An 18,233-nucleotide genomic window follows, 5' to 3' on the forward strand; every position below is an offset into this window, starting at 1 on the left:
CGAGCAAGGAGTGCTCCATGATCATTGTTGTAGGCGGTATTTACCGAGAACGCTGCATGTGCCCGGCTTGGGACGACATTTATGGATCTGCAGGTCGAGCAGCAACGGCGATTGCACGCTTTGGCGGGCGGGCTGAATTGCATGCCTGTGTTGATAGTGATACTCAGGTCGTTGTGGAGGCACGCGCAGCCGCAGAAGGCTTCGCATTCAACCTCACAACTTCTCAGGCTGGAGTGACCTTCGAGTACATCCACGGCCTTGCTACCCCGGATATTCGCCGCGATAACCATGCCAGCTCGCAACTTCAGGTTAGTTCCGAAAAGGTACTCAGGTTTGGCATGATCAATGGAACCGCAGTAGTGCATGCTGAATATGCGGTATTTGATCCCCAGAACGCCGAAGGCCCTGAGTCCTTCCACGCCAATGGCTCCACAGCCAAACACCTGGCGCTTGTTCTGAACCGCCACGAAGCCAACCTGCTAATTCCAGAATCCAATGGATTGCTCCCTGAGGAGATAGCGGCGGCATTGGCAAAGCTGGAGCGCGCGGAGGTTGTTGTAATCAAAATGGGCCCACTTGGCGCACTTGTGTATGACAACGGGGTTATCTCAAGCGTACCGGCCTACCGCACCGAGCACGTATGGAAGATTGGCTCCGGGGACACCTTCGCCGCCCACTTTGCACTTGGCTGGTTAGACAACGGTCTATCAGCTCATGAAGCGGCCTCGATTGCATCTGTCGCGACGGCCTTTTACTGCGAGACCCAGGGTTTTCCGGACAGAACATTGCTAGCTGGATTCAAACCAAGGGCGCTGCAGCCATCCGAGCGATACCGCAATGGCTATGTCCCGAAGGTTTACCTTGCCGGCCCATTCTTTACGTTAGCTCAGCACTGGATGGTCGGGCAGGCTCGCCGAGACCTCATAGATATGGGTATGGATGTGTTCTCTCCTTACCACGATGTGGGGCTGGGTAGTGCTGAAGAAGTGGTGGAAAAGGACCTCGAAGGTGTACGCGATTGCGACGTTCTCTTCGCTATAGGCGATGGGCTCGATTCGGGCACGATATATGAAATAGGTTACGCACGAGCATTGAACAAGCCAGTCGTTTTCTACGCGGAGAATGAGTCCGATCAGGATAAAAAAATGATGGAGGGCTCCGACTGCCGCATCACCGATGACTACGTCAGTGCTGTCTATCAGATGGTTTGGGAAGCGGTAGAGCTATGAAGATAGGGTTACTGCTGTCGGGCGGCATGGACTCCTTGACGCTTGCATGGTGGAAGCGACCAGATATCGCATTCACCCTCAACTACGGCCAACTGGCGGCGCAAGCTGAGATCGAGGCTTCACGCACGATATGTAGGCAGTTGAATATTTCTCATCAGGTGATTGAGATTGACTGTCGTCAGTTAGGATCGGGGGACATGGCCGGCACCCGAGCCGACGACCTGGCTCCGGCGTCGGACTGGTGGCCATACCGCAATCAAATGTTAGTCACGCTGACGGCGATGAAGGCGATTTCGTTTGGCGTGACACACCTGTGGCTCGGCACGGTGAAGTCGGATGGCTTCCACAAAGATGGCTCACCTGAGTTTATGACTGCAATCAGCCATCTGCTCTCCCTTCAGGAGGGCGGCATAGTTGTAGAGGCCCCTGCAATAGGGCTTTCCACCGCTGAGCTAGTGCGTCTATCGGGTATCCCAGCCGACCTCCTAGCCTGGGCCCATAGCTGTCATAAGTCGCATGTGGCATGCGGCAACTGTCGAGGCTGCAATAAATACATGGAGGTTTTTCAAGAGGTCGGGTATGACCTGGATCGACCTGGGTGACCCCCTCCCCAGGGAGGCTCCCGAACCCTATGTCCCGATTAGGTGGGAGGTGTGCGAAATATGCTCACTCCCCTCTTTCTCGGAAGTGCCTGATCGATCCTTTGGCGAGGTGCTAGATGCACGCGTCTCGCACCGCGTGTTCGGTTCTGTCGACGACCATCAGTTAGGTTCGTTTCTCTGGATGGCATGCAGAACGCGCGAGATGAGAGCTTCGAATCTTGGGTTCGATCTTGAGCATCGTGCTGCGCCATCTGCCGGCGCAATTCATCCAATTCATGTTGTCGTTAAACGGCCAGGTAACGCACGATGGTGGCTTTATGAGCCTAAAACCCATCAGTTGCTAGAGCTCAAGCATGCACCCGCAAAGCTCTCAAGCCTCTACGATCTGAGCTTGCAGGTTTTGCAAGGTGATCAAGCTATTCGCTTCCTGTTTCTAGCCGAGCCCGGAAAGACTTTGGGCAAGTACCAAGATGGGGCCAGCCTCATTTGGCGCGACGCGGGGGCACTGCTTGGGGTGATGGCTCTGACGGCCACAGCCCAAGGACTCACCTTTTGCCCGTTGGGCATCACAGGTGAGCCGTGGGCCAGTACTTTAGCTGATCAGGGCAAGCTGGCTGGGGTTGGTCTTGCGCTTCTTGGGTCGGCCGCGAGTAGCTGAATCAGGATTATGGTGGCCCAAGCCCATGATGCTATGCACCGTGGCGGGGGAAGACATCATTTCCAGCCACATCAGTGCATCCAGCTCGGACGCTCTGACGCCTAGCCCTTTGCTGAAGCGGATGAACTGCTCCTCAAGCTCTAAATAGTTGCGCTCGACAGTCAGGCTGCTCTCGAAGAACTTGCCCAAGAGACCGGCACGCAGAATGTGGATATCCAGAATGGCCACGTCGTCTGCGTCCAACCAGTTGCGAGCTACCCACGAGGCGGTCTTGTAACCGATACCGGGAATGTCCAGTAGCCAGTCTCGAAGCTCCTTTCCAGAGGAGAGCGGTGGCCTTTCTGCAGAAAGCTGCTTAAGGGCCGCGCTGAGGTAGCGGGCCTTCTGCTTGGCGAACCGGTACCGCACTTGGCGCCCATCAATCAATAGGGGTTCTTGCAGCCACTCAAGTAGGGTTTCTTCTAATGGCGGCTTCTCGTCGAATGCACCACGCTTTCTCATGTGATGAAAAGCAGTAAGACCGACATTGGCAGGAATGCCATGACCGCCCAACAGGCATGCTCCGACCTCCTCTTTCAGAGTTGCGCCCAGTTTGTAATTGATTCGGTCCCCGGAAAGGCGGCGAGCATAAACTTGATAAGCCCAGTAAGCAGGGGTTGGAAACGCCTCCATTGCGCCCCAAGGAACGCCTGGAAGAACCTCTGCATCTGCTTTGGGTAGCTCAACGTTGAACACCACCTGATCCATAAAAATAGCGCCAACTTGCATCAGGCAGCCTCCTCGTTGTTGCCGTAAAGTTCCTGCATCCACTGCAGTAACTCGTGCCGCTCAATAGGATCTAAGCTCTCGATGCGAGAGCGAAGCCTGGTTTGGCGGCGCTGAATGGTCTGGCGGTCTCGAAAGTTCTCGCCCAAGTATCGGGTGTCGTGCAATCGACTTGGCGGTGCGAAGTTCATCCACACCACCTCGTCACGCATCTCTACGTGTGTTTTGGCTGGAAAACTCACTTTGCGCCACCCAACTAGCTCGCGGTTGTAGAGATCACAGTCATATCCCGACAGCATCACACTGCAAGGTAAAGCGATCAAACATTGCAACAGGCGGGTATGGTCGGCTTCAGTGTAGTCGCAGCGGTAAACCTTCTCTCTCCGGCGCGTTTCGGGGACATAAGGGGGGTCTACGTACACCAGTTCCTGGCCTTCGAACGCATACCCTTCGAGAAAGGACACAGCGTCGACCTGGTGGAGTTCGCAGGTCTCAGAAAACCCCGACTGCCAAAGCTCAATGACCTTGGCGTCGATGTCCAAGCCAATGTTCCGCTGCGCAGCTTTCTTGTTGCGCATGACAGCACCGCCACCAAGATGGGATTCAATGTATGTCTGATGCGGTGGCATCAGGTTGATCAAGCGCTGGTAGCACTTGCCTTTTCCGCCTGGATATCTCATGCGTGAAGCATCGTCAGGAATGACGATGGTGTCAACTTCTAAGCGCTGAATGGTCAGCTCAGCACAGACCGTGCGTTTTTGGCCGACTTCTGGCGGTCATCGCCACGAATCAAGTTATCCAAAGTGGATGCATACGGCGGGCTGGTCGAATGCGCAAAGATAATCACCTACTGTGCCACTGCGGACGTCTGAATAGACGTTTTCAAAAACAGGCTAAAGCCCCCGCTCCCCCCCCACAAGCCATCTGTTAAAAACATGTCCTAGCTGTTACCGCTCGACTGGGGAAATCTGTGCCGAACAGATCAATCGAGCGATAACCAGATGCCAGTAGATTACGAAACCATCCAAAAAATACAGAAGCTTGGCGACGACGTCCTGATCGGCGTGTCTGAAGTTGCTGCGTTGACGGGGTTCAGCGTGCTTACGGTCCGTCAGCGTAAGTTGCCAGGGCTTGAGCCTGTACCAGGACTCTCAAGGCTGCGATGGAGACTAGGCGACCTAAGAGCGTGGATGCGCACCGGTAATACTGAAAGCTCTCATCGCCCATCCATGCCAACTGCCTCATCAAATCCAAAACGTTCAGGGAGGCCGACCAAGAGAGCGCAGGTGGAGGCGCGGCAATGATCGTCCTTTACACTATCGCCCGACGTTTGCGGCAGGAGCCGTGAAGATGGGTAGACAACGAACCATCAGGGACCAAAATTTTTGGCGCTCACCACGCCTTTTGAATTGCAGCACCGAGGACAAGGTGGCATTGCTGCATCTGCTAACAGCCCCTGACAGCAATATCACTGGCGTGTACCCCCTCGTGCCTCGCATTGCAGGAGCTGAAATTGGCTGGACGGCAGAACAATGGTTGCAAGTCATGCATCGCCTTCAGGATGAAGGTCTCGCTAAATACGATCAGGTGAAATATGTCGTTTGGGTGCGTATATGGTGGGATCACCACACCGCCACGCAGGTGACAGGGCCGAAGCTAAGGGCAAGAGCGGTTGAGGAAATTCGCCGCATCCCCAGCGAATGGCTTGATGATTTCCTGCACGATTTCAACGACAGACTGGACGATGGCCAGCAACGCTTGATCAATGATGCCCTCCTCCCGCGCTCAAACCCAGCGGTAGGAGATGTATCGGTACCACAGGCATGCGGTATCGATACCGTATCGGACCAAGTTCGGCATAACTCCAAACCTCAACCTAAACCATCAACTGAAACCAAAACGACCAGTCGCTCTTCTTATGAGCTGGACATGTCTGGAATCCCCACCGAATATCAGTCCGATGTTTACAGAGCGCTGGTGAAGGCAAAGACCATAGGAAAGCTTCGAAATGGGGGGCAGCTTGTCGTCAGCGCAATGGCAGAAAGGTTTCGTTCCGCATCGGGTAAACCGCAGGACGCCGTTGCCCTAACTATGTATCTGGCTGAACATCTGAATAGACTCGATCCACCGTGAGCATCAGGTATAGGGTTATGGCAGAAGTCAGTCCAGTCCGAGAGGAAGAATGTTATGGCTGGTCGAAGCCGTGCAGCCATTGATCGAATAACCGTACAAGCCCGGATATGGGGATGGGATATGTCGTGGTCCTTTGGCATGGCCACGCATGCCGATACCAGGCTAATCGGTGACCATTATTCAGAGCATGCTTCGATGAAGCTGCACGGCTCCATCCGATATCCCGAAGCGTTCAAATATCCGACATTGGAATGCTACCTATACGTTGACCCGCTACTCCTAGACGGGAAGGCAGCACCTCGCTGCATCGGCTCAATGCAGGCGTCTGGCAAGAGACTGGTTGCGTATGTAGCTATTCACAACGAGCGATTCAACAGTCTAGTGGTCGCTGCAAATCGTCTCGTTGCCTTGGAGATCAGTACAGAGCCGTTGAGGTACCGTAAGGCCAGGATCATGGGCATTCATCTCAGCACAGAGCTGGAGCCTGATTGGTAATGGCATTCCCCATCAAAATCCTCTCTCTTCGTCGAAGTAATCGCTATCCAGTTTTGGAAGCTTGAGAAGCCTAGACGTTACGCCTACCTCGTGGTCCATCATCAGGTTGACCAGACGGATCCCATCAACCAGCACCATACCCTCCACTGAGCGGGCAAAGTCGATACCTTGCGCAGTGAATCCAGAGGTGGTGATAAATACCCCTCGCTTGGCCTTCTGGCCAGCAAGTGCGCCGTAGAACGCTTGCAGCTCAGGACGGCCGACAGTACCCTGCCAGCGCTTGGCCTGGACATACACTTTTTCCAGACCGAGTTTATCGAGGGAAATTACTCCGTCAATTCCGCCATCTCCGCTACCACCTACACGCTGCAAATCTGTTCGGCTAGCTCCGTAACCAAGGCTGTGTAATACGTCGAGCACAATAACTTCAAAGCGGTTTGGACTGACTTGAAGTAGGTTATCCAATAGGTCTGTCGCGGTTGCATCACGCAGCTCGCGCAAAGCCTGATCCAACCGATCATCTGGGCTAACGGTCGCTGATACTGGCGCGTCTTGGCCTTGCTCTGCCCCGTCAAGCGGTACGGCATCACTAGGGCTCCTTAGCCTCACGTCCATAAAACCGATGGCAAGTTTTTCCACCTGATCGGCTGTAAGCGGTGACGGGTGCTGTGTGGAATAGGCAATCCCAGCTTCGGTAAGCTTCCAGTAGCCTCGTTTGGCGCTGGAGGATAATCCGGCACGCTTTAGCCGGTCGTGGGCCCATCCGGCGCGGTTTTTATAAGTCGCCTGTCCACTCGCAATTAGCTCTTGGAGTTGTGACTCGGATAAATCCAAACCCCGGGCCGCAGCTTCATGGGTATCGCGTGCTGTGGCGCCCTCAGGATTAGCTGCCAGGTAGCGCAGGATCGGCTCGATGAATTTGTCGTATGTTGGAACGGACATCTGACTTCCCTTCACAAGTGGCGGCGCATACCTAGATAAAAATCTTTCGTCAAAAAATAGCGCTCCAGAGCAAACACGAAATACAGCGCATGTCAGGCGAATACCTCCAGGCCACTGATTCTGCTTTCTCGCGAGCTTCTCAATCCAGTTGAAAACCGCCAAGCAGTGCTTGCTCCCGATCCCTCACTACGGCTTGAAACGACCTGTCAGCACGCTACCAAGCTGCCGAATTTTATCGAGCTTGCCAGTGACACCGGGCACCGCGAGGTAAACATGCTGAACCGCCACTACAACGCCACCGCCGAAGCGCTGTCGGCAAGCTCGCCTGAGGCTAATCAGCTATATCTAATCCCAGGGCGCGTGCGAGCTCCCTCGCTTCATCTTGTCGTCGAATAGAGATGATTGCTTCTGCCTCTCGCTCCAAGTCCCGGAGTGAGAGGTTCTCATAAAAGCGCTTAACCATTTCCTCTCTGTGTATTTCAGTCGCTGATAAAAGGCGCTTACGTTCGTTCAATAGCTCGCGTGCACTGATTTGAGCGACCTCGCATAGATGGGCTTTTGACATCAAATCACGGCACATCCACGTGCTGATCCACCGCTGCCCCAGCGCCCAGAGAACCAATCGCTGAAACGTCCTCCATGGCATACGGGTATGACCGCTGATGTAACGGCGAAATGTCCTAGCTTCGACAGCAAATTCTAAGTCCGCTATGGCACATTCAAGCTGAATTTTCGGCAATCGTGATTTCCGCAAAATCCCAGTGAACAAATAGCTCACTAAATCTAGGGGCACTCGCACCGCAAAATTTTTTCGCGAGCTTAAAAAATGGGCGTGGAGCTCCCGAGCCATAAGCTCGAATGCTTCATACTCCTCAACACCCAAGGTTTCAGATTCTGTTTTTTGCATGCAGCCATTCTTCAGCTAACAGCAGCGCCTGTCAAAAACGTATTCTCGATCGCGGGATGCTCCCAGCTAATAGTCGACGCAGTCCACAACAGCCGAGCGACAGTTACGATGAGCATCGATTACGAAGCATTCCAAAAATCCAGAAACTACCACGCAACGTACTGATACTGATTGGCAGGAGGTCTCAACGATGATGCAACCATCAGGTGCTCATAGACTGGAAATCGCCCAGGACGTCTTGGGTTGCTTGATAGCGCTCCGTTCCGAGTCGATATTCTACGAGCGAAAGAAAGCCCAGCCGAATGCTGAAATCATCAGCCTGTGGAAGGCCGAGCGAAACACCCTTTTCGACCTGACCCGCAGTTTGAATTGTAATGATTGGGATACCATCGAAAATGTCATCGCCACCTACGGCCCTTCTGCCAGAGCTCTGTTTGATTCAGAAGGTAGTGTGAGCAGCTAGCCCTGCGCACCTGCTATGCAAGGTGCGTATCAACGCGGTCCACTTTTACTGACATGCGCTCAACCGCCCTGAGATGCCGCGCTCAATCAGAATCGGGCGGCGTGGAGCGTCTGGCAGGTTTTGACTCGGGAATGAGCTCAGGTATCAGCTTGAGCTCTCCCGAATAGACCATGAGGGTTCCGCACCTGGTAAACGGCTTACCACCGATCATCGCTTCTACAGATTTCCGTCGCAGTGCAAGCGACCACATTTTCTTCATCCAGCTTTCACTCATAGCGTTTACTCCAGATATGGATGACGTACCCAGATTTGCATACCGAATGCTTTCCTCTGCATCACCAGATCTACCTTTCCCTGTGCTGCCAGATGTTTTCCTCTTCTTTACCCGAGTGATCCAGGCACAGTCACCAACGGCAAATGAGCGCACTTCACAATACCGACACCATCACAGCCAACGCCCTGCTTTGTACAGCGTCGTGCTGCGGTATTTTCTGAAAATTACTGCGCTCACTTCGCAAAATATTTTGATGATCAATTTTGTTAGGCCGATGGCGTCTGATTCTTGTGTTTATCGAGTCATGGGGCGATTCCCCTGCCCCCTCCCCAACGATGCTTTTATTCATCAAAGGCCAAGAAATCCAGCACCTACGTTACAGACAACTTTTCTGACCAAAATCGTCCACAACAGCTGCAATCATTTGGTGGATAAGAACTGGGACAGGGTAGGGTTTGTACTACCGCCATGAATGGCGTACGTACAACCGGCAACGCGGCAGTCGTTTCACTTCTTTGCTTTGCCTACCGCCCCTGCTCAGGGAAAGCCCCGAGACCCCACTGCGGCCAATGGCCGGAAAGTTTTGGTAGAGCGCGCTGTCGTCGATGGCTCACAACTCGGTAGAGATGCCTGACAGCGCAAGAACCTCATGGTCTGCAAGCCCTTGCCTCCGCTGCGCCAATCCGAGGGGCGAAATAAGCGCCTCATGCTCGACGACTTGCTGTTCGAGCAACCGACCTAAAAGCAGCAGCTCTCCCTGCGCTTCGAGTGCGCGAAGCCGCTCGGGAAAATTAAACGCCCAGCGGTCAAGAATCTGCCAGCCGCATGCATGATATGAAGTGGATCGGCGGACAGACTCGATGGTCGTAGCCGCCAGGACGCCAGACGCGATTCCCAATGGCATGTGATCAATCAGCATGTGCAGGTTCCCTTTTTTGTAGGCAATTGATCAATCGTGTGTTCTGCGCAATGGAAGATGGTCTGAAGCCACCTTTGCGCCTCAGTTCTCCAATGTGAGCGAGCGAAAACCCGAGAGCGGACAGGACGGCAACATCGTCAGAAGCCAGCGCTTGATTGGCTAAAAGCATGGTGGCGTTAGCTAGCTTCAGTTGAGCGATATCTACCTGCCAAACACTGCCTGCGGTTACGTCGGTCATCGGGCTACTCCGAATGGGTGAATGAAGACTCTATCAACCTGCTAAGTGCTGAAGATTGCATGCAGCCGTGCTTCCGTGTTGGTTATGTCCGACGTTTTAAGCGCTAGGCTGAACGTCGGAATAGCCAAATCGCTGGTCAACAGTTCCAATCGGTGGTTGCTCTTGCCGACTGGAAGGATGCGCCAGGACCGAATCTCATCCAAACGGAAGAGATGACCATCCTGACCTACGGGGTAGGCGAGCAAAATTTTGGATTCCAGGTCGACACCAAGGTAGGCGTCATTGATCTTCGCATACACCTCGACCTGCGGACGGAACCCTTCAGTTTGGTAGACAGCGACCATTCTTCTCAGCTTCGAGGCATAGCACCGGTTGACTCGGGAGAACAGCCATCCGCCCCCGACGAAGTAAAGAACCAAGACCCAGAACAGCCAACGAATTGCCGGGTCTTCGCTACTGGTCAAACCCAAAAAGAATGGCAGGTTGAAGCCAGAAAAAACCACCACAACTAGCAAGAACGCGCCGACAGGGAAACACCCGACGGCCCATGCCACGCGAAACAACTCCCAGACCAGTCTCATGCATCCTCCGGAACCAAACCAATACAGACAAAATAACTGAAAATCAGATATCCCAAAAGCAGATATAGCTTGATCAGCCATTCCTTGCCAGGAAACGGCCATGACCAAGGCTATTTATCGACGCGAACACATGATCTTTCTGCAGGAGCTAAAGCGTATGCGTGTTAAGTCAGGGATGACTCAGGCCCAGTGCTCTGCCGCGCTGGGGAGACCGCAATCGTTCATGAGTGATGTGGAGAGGGGGGTGAGGCGGCTGGATATGGTCCAGCTTCGTGATCTGTGTCAGGTTTTGGGTAGTGACCTTGTCGGGTTCACCAAATCTTTCGAGGCCGCACTCAACAATTAAAAAAGCGCAGGTATATACGCATCGTCGATCCCAAGGCAGCAACGCTCCAGGCGAATTGTCACTCAAGCTGCACCTTAGCGCAGGGCAAACTGTCTGAAAGCACTTGGTGCGATATATACACTAGCCCTGCTGCTGCATTATAAATTTCCACCTACACCTTTGAATTTTTCAACAAAAGCAGCGATCTTTTGGAAGGCATCTTGCTTCTTTTGGAGATATTTCGGATTAAGCGGACTCATTTTTGGCAAGATGGCATTAAGCTCAGTTCCATTATCGCTAGCAAATTCCCTTTTTAGCGAAGTGGCGATGTAGCGTTTAGCTGCCCCTTCATTCAGTTCCTCATCGCTGATCAGCTCTTGCGCCTCGCGCCGCTGTTCTGATTGGGCAAAAGTGTAAAAAGCGTCGATCACACTAGCCTTGTCAGCAATCCCATCAAGCTCGGTCTGGTTGATAAAGTCCACCACCAGGCTTTCTTTGGCGCGATTGCCCAGGCTGGCGCGAATCACCCGGCGCATCTCCTCGACCAGCGCTGCCTTGCCCTTGACCTTCTTGTTCTTTTCGAAGATCAGCTCGAGGATGTAATCCAGGTTAATTTCCTGGGACTTGAGCAGGTCCACCTCGAACACCACATCGTCCCAGTCAATGGTGGACTTACCTACTTCGTTACCTGCTTTCTCACGCCGCAGCCAATCTCGGATGTCATTGTAGGTGGAACGATAGTCCTGAACCTTGCGCTCGGCAGGGAGACGGATGGTCTGCAGCTCGGCTAGCTTCTGGTCATCCAAGTGATGTTCAAGCTTAAATGCTTCCACGGCCTGAGGGTCGCCGATATCGATCGTTTGCAGCGCCTTGAGCGCGGCAAACTCGTCGTAGTTCTGCAGCACGTTTTCCACGCGCAGGTAATCGCCGAACAACTTGGCGAAGGCTTTTTTCTCCGATTCCTTGATGATGTTGGCCGGGTCGGGGAAACGCTGCTCCAGCTCCGTCACCACATCCATGAAGCCACGCCGCGCCTCACCGGTCATCGTGTCGGTGAAGCCATCCATGTACTCCTTATAACTTTTTTCCAGCACCACGTTGCGCGTATTCTTGTCGCCGAACAGTGTGATGGCGTCGACCGTGGCCTGTTCCAGATCGCGGAAGGTGACGATATTACCGAAAGTTTTGGTGGCATCGAAGATGCGGTTGGTACGTGAATAGGCTTGGATCAGGCCGTGATAGCGCAAGTTTTTGTCGACGAACAGCGTGTTGAGCGTAGGTGCATCGAAGCCGGTCAGGAACATGCCTACCACGATCAGCAGGTCGATATCCTGATCCTTCACACGCTTTGCCAGGTCGCGGTAATAGTTCTGGAAGCCCTTGCCGTCCACGCCGAAACTGCTTTTGAACAACGCGTTGTAGTCAGCAATCGCCGCGCTCAGGAACTCTTTAGCGGTGCTATCCATTGCCGACACTTCGAAGCTTTCATCGACAATGTCGCCAATGGCGTCCTGTTCTTCATTGGGGGCGAAGGAGAAGATGGTGGCGATGCGCAGCGGCTTGTCGCTGCCTTCCTGCAGCTTCTGCAACGTCTCGTAGTACGCCTTGGCGGCATCAACGCTGCTTACCGCGAACATGGCGTTGAAGCCCTTGTTTGCGCCCTGCAAACGATGGGTCTTCTGGCGAAAATGCGTGAGCAGATACTGCGAGATTTCGCGAATGCGCGTGGGGTGGAGCAAAGCCTGACGGTTCTCCGCAGCGCTGAGCTTTTTCTCGTCCTGCTCGGCTTCCAGAGCCTTGAACTGTGGACGGACATCGTTGTAGTCCACCTTGAACTTGAGCACCTTCTCGTCACGGATGGCATCGGTGATCACATAGGAATGTAGCTCGCGGCCAAATACGCTGGCGGTTGTATCGGCGCCCAGGGCATTTTTTGGGAAGATCGGCGTGCCGGTGAAGCCGAACTGGTAGAAGCGCTTGAACTTCTTCTTCAGATTCTTCTGTGCCTCGCCAAACTGACTGCGGTGGCACTCGTCGAAGATGAACACCACCTGCTGCTGGTACACCGGCAGGTCGCCTTCGGTCTTCATCAGGTTGTTGAGCTTCTGGATGGTAGTGACGATGATCTTATTGTCGTCCTTGTCCAAGTTGCGCTTGAGGCCTGCGGTGCTCTCCGAGCCATTGACGCTGTCGGGTGAAAAACGCTGGTACTCCTTCATGGTCTGGTAATCCAGATCCTTGCGATCCACCACGAAGAATACCTTGTCGATAAACTCCAGCTCGGTGGCAAGGCGCGCAGCCTTGAAGCTGGTCAACGTCTTGCCCGAGCCGGTAGTGTGCCAGATATAACCGCCGCCCTCGGTGCTGTTCCAGCGCTTGGCCTGCATAGCACTGCGAATCTTCCACAAGATGCGCTCGGTGGCGGCAATTTGGTACGGGCGCATCACGAGCAGGGTGTTGCTGACGTCGAACACCGAATAGGTGAGCAATACATTGAGCAGGATGCGCTTCTGGAAAAAGGTCGCGGTGAAGTCCTTCAGATCCTTGATCGGGCTGTTGTCGGCCTGCGCCCAGTTCATGGTGAAGTCGAAACTGTGCTTGTTGCGCCGCGTGGTGTTAGCGAAGTAGCGCGTATCGGTGCCATTGGAGATCACGAACAGCTGCAGATATCTGAACAGCGAATGCTCGGTATTGAAGCTCTCCTTGCTATAGCGATGCACCTGATTGAAGGCTTCGCGGATCGCCACACCACGCTTCTTCAACTCCACCTGCACTAGCGGCAGGCCATTGACCAGAATAGTCACGTCGTAGCGGTTGGCGTGGCTGCCCGCCTGCTCGAACTGCTTGATAACCTGCATCTTGTTGCGGGCCAAGTTCTTCTTGTCCAGCAGGTGAATATTCTGGATGCGCCCGTCATCGAACACGAAGTCATGTACATGGTCGTCGTGAACCTTGCGGGTCTTGTCGAGGATGCTATCGCTGGACTTGTCCAGCCAGCTTTCCAGGAAGCGCGCCCACTCGGAGTCGGAAAATTCGACGCCGTTCAGCGCCTGCAACTGCATGCGCACATTGGCCAGCAGCGCCGGCATCGTCTTCAGCTCGGTGGAATGCTCATAGCCCTGATTGACCAGATCCTGGATGAACTCGCGCTCCAGGTCGCCTTCGCTCTGGTAGCTCTCGGCAACTTTCCATTCTCTGGCGTACCTGTCGAGTACGATGAAGGTGTTGGACTCGGCGATGGTCTTGTAATCAGTCATTGCTTGGGGTCTCCCAATGTCACTGTGCGAGTTCGCTTTCAATTTCCTCCACTGTGGGCAACTGCGACTGCCCGGCCAGTGAAATGTCCTTGGTGATGAATGAGCTAACGCCCATGGATTTGTGGATATCACGCAACGCGTACTTCACATCCAGTTTGTCCTTGTCTTTACACAGGATCAGGCCAATGGTCGGCTGGTGGTCTGCGGCACGCAACTGGTCGTCCACGGCGGACAGGTAGAAATTGAGCTTGCCGATGTACTCCGGCTTGAACCCACCTGCCTTCTGCGAGCTTTGAATGTTCTGCTTGATGGTATCCAGCGGCTGTCGGTAATCGCTGGTGCGGGTGATTTCGCGCACGCGTTGTTCCTCTCCAACGTCACGACAACAGATCCCGCCAAGCGATCAGGCGCCCGGCGCCTCTTCCTGTTGCCAATAGCCGTAGTTGGCCACCAGATGATCCAGCAGGAATTTGACCGTCTGCTTCTCCTGTAAGGTTGGCTCGGTGACGCTCTCGTTGGACAGCGTGCTGTGACTGGTGAATTGAATAATGCGGTTCAGGTAGGCCAGCTTGTTGTCAGGCAAAAGTCCTGACCACTGCGGGTACCCCAGAAAACTGGCGGTTTTCTCATAGAGATTACGCAGCAGGGTGAAGTGATAGCGTTGTACCTGATCAGAAGCAATCGCGTGTTCAAGGACTTGCCGCAGATGGAGGTGATAAGAAAAGCTCTTATTAGAATCGCCATACTTGACGCTTAGATCAAAGGTGCCGTCTTCAAGACGATGCAGCAAATAGCAGCCCTCTTTCTTGCCACCTTTTTTGAGATCAAGCTCATTGTGCAGCACGTTGTAGAAAAGCGGGCTGTGGGTGGTGATAACGAACTTCAAATCGGCAGGACTGGCCTTGATCAGCCCTGACAGATTGACCGCCAATTCGATGAGATGGTTTTCATCCAGCGAGCTCACCGGATCATCAATGAATACATATTCCAACTGATCGAACTCCCGCGTTTCGCGGTCTTCCGGCTCTGGCACATTGCGTGTGCTAATGACCTGATCAAGTAGCGTATAAAAGATGCTCCAGATGAAATTGCTCTCTTCGCCCTTGGAGATCTTGAGGTTTCCAGAGGTTTCGTCATTCCCCCGTTCAAGCGAAAAAGTGACCTCCGAAAAGTCCTCGCTGAAATGCGGGGTCAGCTTGTCACTAGTGTAGTGCTGGAAATAGCGGACGATACTGCCGTCCTGTCCCAGGTCCCGGAGTATCGCGAGCAGCCAGTCCGTGAAGGAGTTGGGCTGGATCCGTAGTCTAGGCTGCGCATCCAGCGCCAAGTCGTTATCCCAATAGAACAAGTCTTCGGTAAAAGCGTTGAAGTATAGGATTTTGCTGCGCGGCAACGCTGGTGGATCAGCCGCCTCCTCGCCCTCCCCCTTGGGTGCGACCAACTGCTTGAACTCGCGCGACAGGCGCGTCTTGCCCGTGCCGTTGAAGGCATAGATCAGTTGCACCTTCCTGTTGGCGTCTTTCAGTTGCCGGGCGATCTCGGTCAGCGTCTTGCTCATATTAAGCCGCCACCTCTTCCGGTTTGGGGAAGCCCAGCAGCAGGTCGCGATAGTACTCGTATTGCTTCTGGCGCAGTTCGATCTCGCGGGGCAAGCCATCACTGATGGAGTTGGCGAGGGTGTCAAACTTGTCCAGAATAGCGACGATGCGAGCCTGTTCCGCAAGCGATCTTTCATGATCGTCGGGGTATGGAACAGGGATTCGTACTTCTTTTTTTATACCCTCGATGAGTATGCGTTTTACTTTCCCGCTAGACACATGCTTCGTCTTCTGGGAATTGAATGAAGCTGTTTGCATCGCGTAGGAGATGTACTTTGGATTCATTGAGTGACGAAAAGCATAGCTATCGTCGTGAATGGCCACACTCTGGGTTCCTAGCCACGCAACAGCCTTGCCTACATCTTCCACAGTTTCACCAACGCCGGCCATGACAACATCACCCGGCTCCGCATAGCGCAGCGAACCAGCCATGTCATCTCGAACCTCTGAAAATGTCTGGTCCGCCCACACGCCATATCGGGTATAAATTTCACCGTAGTGGATGACGCGGATGCCTTCTTCGACGTAATCAGCCTTGGTAAATCGCTTCCCACGAATGAACTCGCCGATATCCCCCAGCGCCTTCCACTCCACCTCCCCTTCCATATCGTTAAAACTCAGCAACTGTTCACGATAGTAGTTGTACTGTCTTTTGCGCGTGGCCAGCTCGGCAGTCAGCTCGGCAGTCAGCTCGGTAAATGTGTCCAGTATACGGACGATTTCGGCCTGGATTTCGAGCGATTTTTTTGGGTTACCTGGGCAAGGAACAGGGATAGCGTAATTCATGATTGCAGCCTTGCTTCCGCGCGGCATTTTGGCGCCTCTGGCATGCTGCATGTTGTACGCGAAGAACTCGTCTGACGACAGAAAGTAGTAGAGGAAGCTTGGTTCAATTATTTCTTTGAATCTATCTGATATTCTTATCGCCAGGACATCACCACTACAGCCACCCGAATTAACTGCCTTCCAGACCTTCTTAAGATATGGGCGGATATTCCCCAAGAGAATATCCCCAGGTTCGTACGCCGCCAAACGCTCGGTATTGGGTAAATAACTCGCGTCAATACGACCACCTTTTTCTGAAACAAGATTGTCTACCCCTACGAATGAGGAGGCATCAAGCTCTGCAGCATTGATGCGCGTCGACGAATATTCTGCAATCTGTGCAAGCGTTTTCCACTCCACGCCCCCGCCATCCAGCAGCGTATCCAACAGACTTACTCTGCTCATACCTCAAGCCCCTCACCCTCAATCTCAGCGACGATGGCATCGATATCAGCCCTAAGCTGGTTAATCCGGACAACTGTATTTTTCAGTTCAGCATTGAGCTGGGCAATGTTCACAACTTCACGGGTGTCCCTGGCCTCCACATAACTGCTGACAGATAGGTTGTAATCGTTGGCGGCCACCTTTTCCAACAGCACGGATCTGGCGAAGTGATCAACATTTTCCTTGCTGTCGAACACCTGCATGATCCGCTCGATATGCGCGTCTTCCAACAGGTTGTTGTTGGTGCTCTTCTTGAACAGAGCGCTGGCGTCAATGAACTGTGTGGTGGTGTCCAGCTTGTGCTTGGACAGTACTAGGATGTTGACGGCGATGGTGGTGCCGAAGAAAAGGTTGGGCGCCAGCGAGATCACCGTTTCCACGTAGTTGTTGTCCACCAGATATTGACGGATCTTCTGCTCGGCGCCGCCGCGGTAGAAAATCCCGGGAAAGCAAACGATGGCAGCGCGTCCTTTAGCGGAAAGGTAGCTGAGCGCATGCAGCACGAAGGCGAAGTCCGCCTTGGATTTGGGCGCCAGCACGCCGGCCGACGCAAAGCGGTCGTCGTTGATCAGCGTGGGGTCGTCGCTGCCGATCCACTTCACCGAATACGGCGGATTGGAAACGATGGCGTCGAAGGGTTTGTCGTCCCCGAAGTGCGGGGCGCGCAGCGTGTCGCCGAGCTGGATGTTGAACTTGTCATAGTTGATGTTGTGCAGAAACATGTTCATCCGCGCCAGGTTGTAGGTGGTATGGTTCACCTCTTGGCCGAAGAACCCATCCTCGATGACATGGGCGTCGAAATGCTTTTTCGCCTGCAGCAGAAGCGAGCCGGAGCCGCACGCCGGGTCGTAGATTTTGTTGACGCTTGTCTGCTTGTGCATTGCCAACTGGGCGATCAGCTTGGACACATGCTGCGGGGTAAAGAATTCGCCGCCGGATTTGCCGGCATTGGCCGCATAGTTGGAGATGAGGAACTCGTAGGCGTCGCCGAACAAGTCGATATGACTGGCATCGAAGCTGCCGAACTCCAGCTTGCTCACACCCTTGAGTACATCCGCCAAACGCTTGTTTTTGTCGGCAACGGTATTGCCCAGGCGGTTGCTAGTGGTGTCAAAGTCAGCAAACAGGCCTTTGATGTACTGCTCGGAGGCGTAACCATTGGCGGAACTCTCGATGGCGGCAAAGATGCGTGCCAAATCGGTGTTCAGACTATCGTTAGTGCTGGCCTTGGCGACGACGTTACTAAACAACTGGCTGGGCGCAATGAAATAGCCCTTGGTCTTGATTGCGTCGTCCTTGGCGGCGGTGATCAGCGGGTTGTCATCTTCCATGGCAGCATAATCGACCGAGCCATCACCACCGGTGATGTAGTCAACGAAGTTCTCGCTGATGAAGCGATAGAACAAGGTGCCTAGCACGTATTGCTTGAAATCCCAGCCGTCGACTGCGCCACGCACGTCATTGGCGATGGCCCAGATTTGACGTTGCAGGGCGACACGTTGTTGGGCACTGGTCATACGGTTTTCCTAGTTCAAAGAGCCTGGCTCAGATGGGAGTACGGGCCAGAGGAAATTATGG

The 18,233-nt window shown here is 53.7% G+C and carries 19 protein-coding genes; 6 read left to right on the top strand and 13 right to left on the bottom strand.

Features of this window, described 5'->3' with window-relative positions:
- Positions 1–17: 17 nt before the first annotated feature.
- From ACR52_RS14990 to ACR52_RS15000, 3 genes are read left to right on the top strand one after another with little or no spacing between them, the layout of a single operon-like run.
- Positions 18–1,229 carry a PfkB family carbohydrate kinase gene (locus tag ACR52_RS14990; RefSeq protein ID WP_048725449.1) on the top strand — a complete coding sequence of 404 codons (1,212 nt, stop codon included), beginning with the start codon at positions 18–20 and terminating at the stop codon, positions 1,227–1,229.
- Complete coding sequence (locus ACR52_RS14995) at positions 1,226–1,831, top strand: 7-cyano-7-deazaguanine synthase (protein ID WP_048725452.1); 606 nt, start codon at positions 1,226–1,228, stop codon at positions 1,829–1,831. The genes ACR52_RS14990 and ACR52_RS14995 overlap by 4 nt, the downstream gene beginning before the upstream one ends.
- Positions 1,809–2,489, top strand: coding sequence for a nitroreductase family protein (locus tag ACR52_RS15000; protein ID WP_048725454.1), 681 nt, complete (start codon positions 1,809–1,811; stop codon positions 2,487–2,489). Before ACR52_RS14995 ends, ACR52_RS15000 begins: the two co-directional genes overlap by 23 nt.
- Here ACR52_RS15000 and ACR52_RS15005 read toward each other — a convergent pair.
- Together ACR52_RS15005 and ACR52_RS15010 are read right to left on the bottom strand one after the other, a co-directional pair.
- The gene (locus tag ACR52_RS15005) at positions 2,424–3,257 is read right to left on the bottom strand and encodes an 8-oxoguanine DNA glycosylase (protein ID WP_048725456.1); all 834 of its coding nucleotides are present in this window, start codon (positions 3,255–3,257) and stop codon (positions 2,424–2,426) included. The genes ACR52_RS15000 and ACR52_RS15005 overlap by 66 nt on opposite strands.
- The gene (locus ACR52_RS15010; RefSeq protein ID WP_048725459.1) at positions 3,257–3,934 is read right to left on the bottom strand and encodes a DNA adenine methylase; all 678 of its coding nucleotides are present in this window, start codon (positions 3,932–3,934) and stop codon (positions 3,257–3,259) included. The genes ACR52_RS15005 and ACR52_RS15010 overlap by 1 nt, the downstream gene beginning before the upstream one ends.
- Positions 3,935–4,604: 670 nt before the next feature.
- Between ACR52_RS15010 and ACR52_RS15015 the strand changes: the two genes are divergently transcribed.
- Positions 4,605–5,387 (top strand): hypothetical protein, encoded by a 783-nt coding sequence (locus ACR52_RS15015; protein WP_048725460.1) that lies wholly within the window; start codon positions 4,605–4,607, stop codon positions 5,385–5,387.
- Between the two features lie 507 nt (positions 5,388–5,894).
- Here ACR52_RS15015 and ACR52_RS15025 read toward each other — a convergent pair.
- Together ACR52_RS15025 and ACR52_RS15030 are read right to left on the bottom strand one after the other, a co-directional pair.
- A complete protein-coding gene (locus ACR52_RS15025; RefSeq protein ID WP_048725465.1) occupies positions 5,895–6,824 on the bottom strand; it encodes a restriction endonuclease in 930 nt (309 codons plus the stop codon).
- A gap of 331 nt (positions 6,825–7,155) precedes the next feature.
- The gene (locus ACR52_RS15030) at positions 7,156–7,731 is read right to left on the bottom strand and encodes a hypothetical protein (protein WP_048725466.1); all 576 of its coding nucleotides are present in this window, start codon (positions 7,729–7,731) and stop codon (positions 7,156–7,158) included.
- A 190-nt stretch (positions 7,732–7,921) separates the two neighbouring features.
- On the opposite strand from ACR52_RS15030, the gene ACR52_RS15035 reads away from it, so the two are divergent.
- On the top strand, positions 7,922–8,194 hold the full coding sequence (locus tag ACR52_RS15035) for a hypothetical protein (protein ID WP_048725468.1): 273 nt from the start codon (positions 7,922–7,924) through the stop codon (positions 8,192–8,194).
- An 82-nt stretch (positions 8,195–8,276) separates the two neighbouring features.
- Here ACR52_RS15035 and ACR52_RS15040 read toward each other — a convergent pair whose 3' ends face one another.
- The 4 genes from ACR52_RS15040 to ACR52_RS15055 form a co-directional block, all read right to left on the bottom strand.
- Positions 8,277–8,468, bottom strand: coding sequence for a hypothetical protein (locus ACR52_RS15040; protein ID WP_048725470.1), 192 nt, complete (start codon positions 8,466–8,468; stop codon positions 8,277–8,279).
- Between the two features lie 610 nt (positions 8,469–9,078).
- On the bottom strand, positions 9,079–9,387 hold the full coding sequence (locus tag ACR52_RS15045; RefSeq protein WP_048725472.1) for a hypothetical protein: 309 nt from the start codon (positions 9,385–9,387) through the stop codon (positions 9,079–9,081).
- The gene (locus ACR52_RS15050) at positions 9,377–9,625 is read right to left on the bottom strand and encodes a hypothetical protein (protein ID WP_082143158.1); all 249 of its coding nucleotides are present in this window, start codon (positions 9,623–9,625) and stop codon (positions 9,377–9,379) included. Before ACR52_RS15050 ends, ACR52_RS15045 begins: the two co-directional genes overlap by 11 nt.
- 41 nt (positions 9,626–9,666) lie before the next feature.
- A complete protein-coding gene (locus ACR52_RS15055; RefSeq protein ID WP_048725475.1) occupies positions 9,667–10,206 on the bottom strand; it encodes a hypothetical protein in 540 nt (179 codons plus the stop codon).
- Positions 10,207–10,306: 100 nt separating this feature from the next.
- On the opposite strand from ACR52_RS15055, the gene ACR52_RS15060 reads away from it, so the two are divergent.
- Positions 10,307–10,552, top strand: a complete 246-nt coding sequence (locus ACR52_RS15060) for a helix-turn-helix domain-containing protein (RefSeq protein WP_048725477.1) — start codon at positions 10,307–10,309, stop codon at positions 10,550–10,552.
- Between the two features lie 137 nt (positions 10,553–10,689).
- On the opposite strand, the gene ACR52_RS15065 is transcribed toward ACR52_RS15060, so the two are convergent.
- From ACR52_RS15065 to ACR52_RS15085, 5 genes are read right to left on the bottom strand one after another with little or no spacing between them, the layout of a single operon-like run.
- Positions 10,690–13,788 carry a type I restriction endonuclease subunit R gene (locus ACR52_RS15065; protein ID WP_048725480.1) on the bottom strand — a complete coding sequence of 1,033 codons (3,099 nt, stop codon included), beginning with the start codon at positions 13,786–13,788 and terminating at the stop codon, positions 10,690–10,692.
- Between the two features lie 19 nt (positions 13,789–13,807).
- On the bottom strand, positions 13,808–14,146 hold the full coding sequence (locus tag ACR52_RS15070) for a PDDEXK nuclease domain-containing protein (protein WP_201778996.1): 339 nt from the start codon (positions 14,144–14,146) through the stop codon (positions 13,808–13,810).
- Between the two features lie 45 nt (positions 14,147–14,191).
- Complete coding sequence (locus tag ACR52_RS15075) at positions 14,192–15,346, bottom strand: AAA family ATPase (protein WP_048725482.1); 1,155 nt, start codon at positions 15,344–15,346, stop codon at positions 14,192–14,194.
- Position 15,347: 1 nt separating this feature from the next.
- Positions 15,348–16,616 (bottom strand): restriction endonuclease subunit S, encoded by a 1,269-nt coding sequence (locus ACR52_RS15080; RefSeq protein WP_048725483.1) that lies wholly within the window; start codon positions 16,614–16,616, stop codon positions 15,348–15,350.
- A complete protein-coding gene (locus ACR52_RS15085) occupies positions 16,613–18,172 on the bottom strand; it encodes a type I restriction-modification system subunit M (RefSeq protein ID WP_048725485.1) in 1,560 nt (519 codons plus the stop codon). The genes ACR52_RS15080 and ACR52_RS15085 overlap by 4 nt, the downstream gene beginning before the upstream one ends.
- Positions 18,173–18,233: the final 61 nt, after the last annotated feature.

Source organism: Pseudomonas fildesensis (assembly GCF_001050345.1).
Lineage (GTDB): Bacteria > Pseudomonadota > Gammaproteobacteria > Pseudomonadales > Pseudomonadaceae > Aquipseudomonas > Aquipseudomonas fildesensis.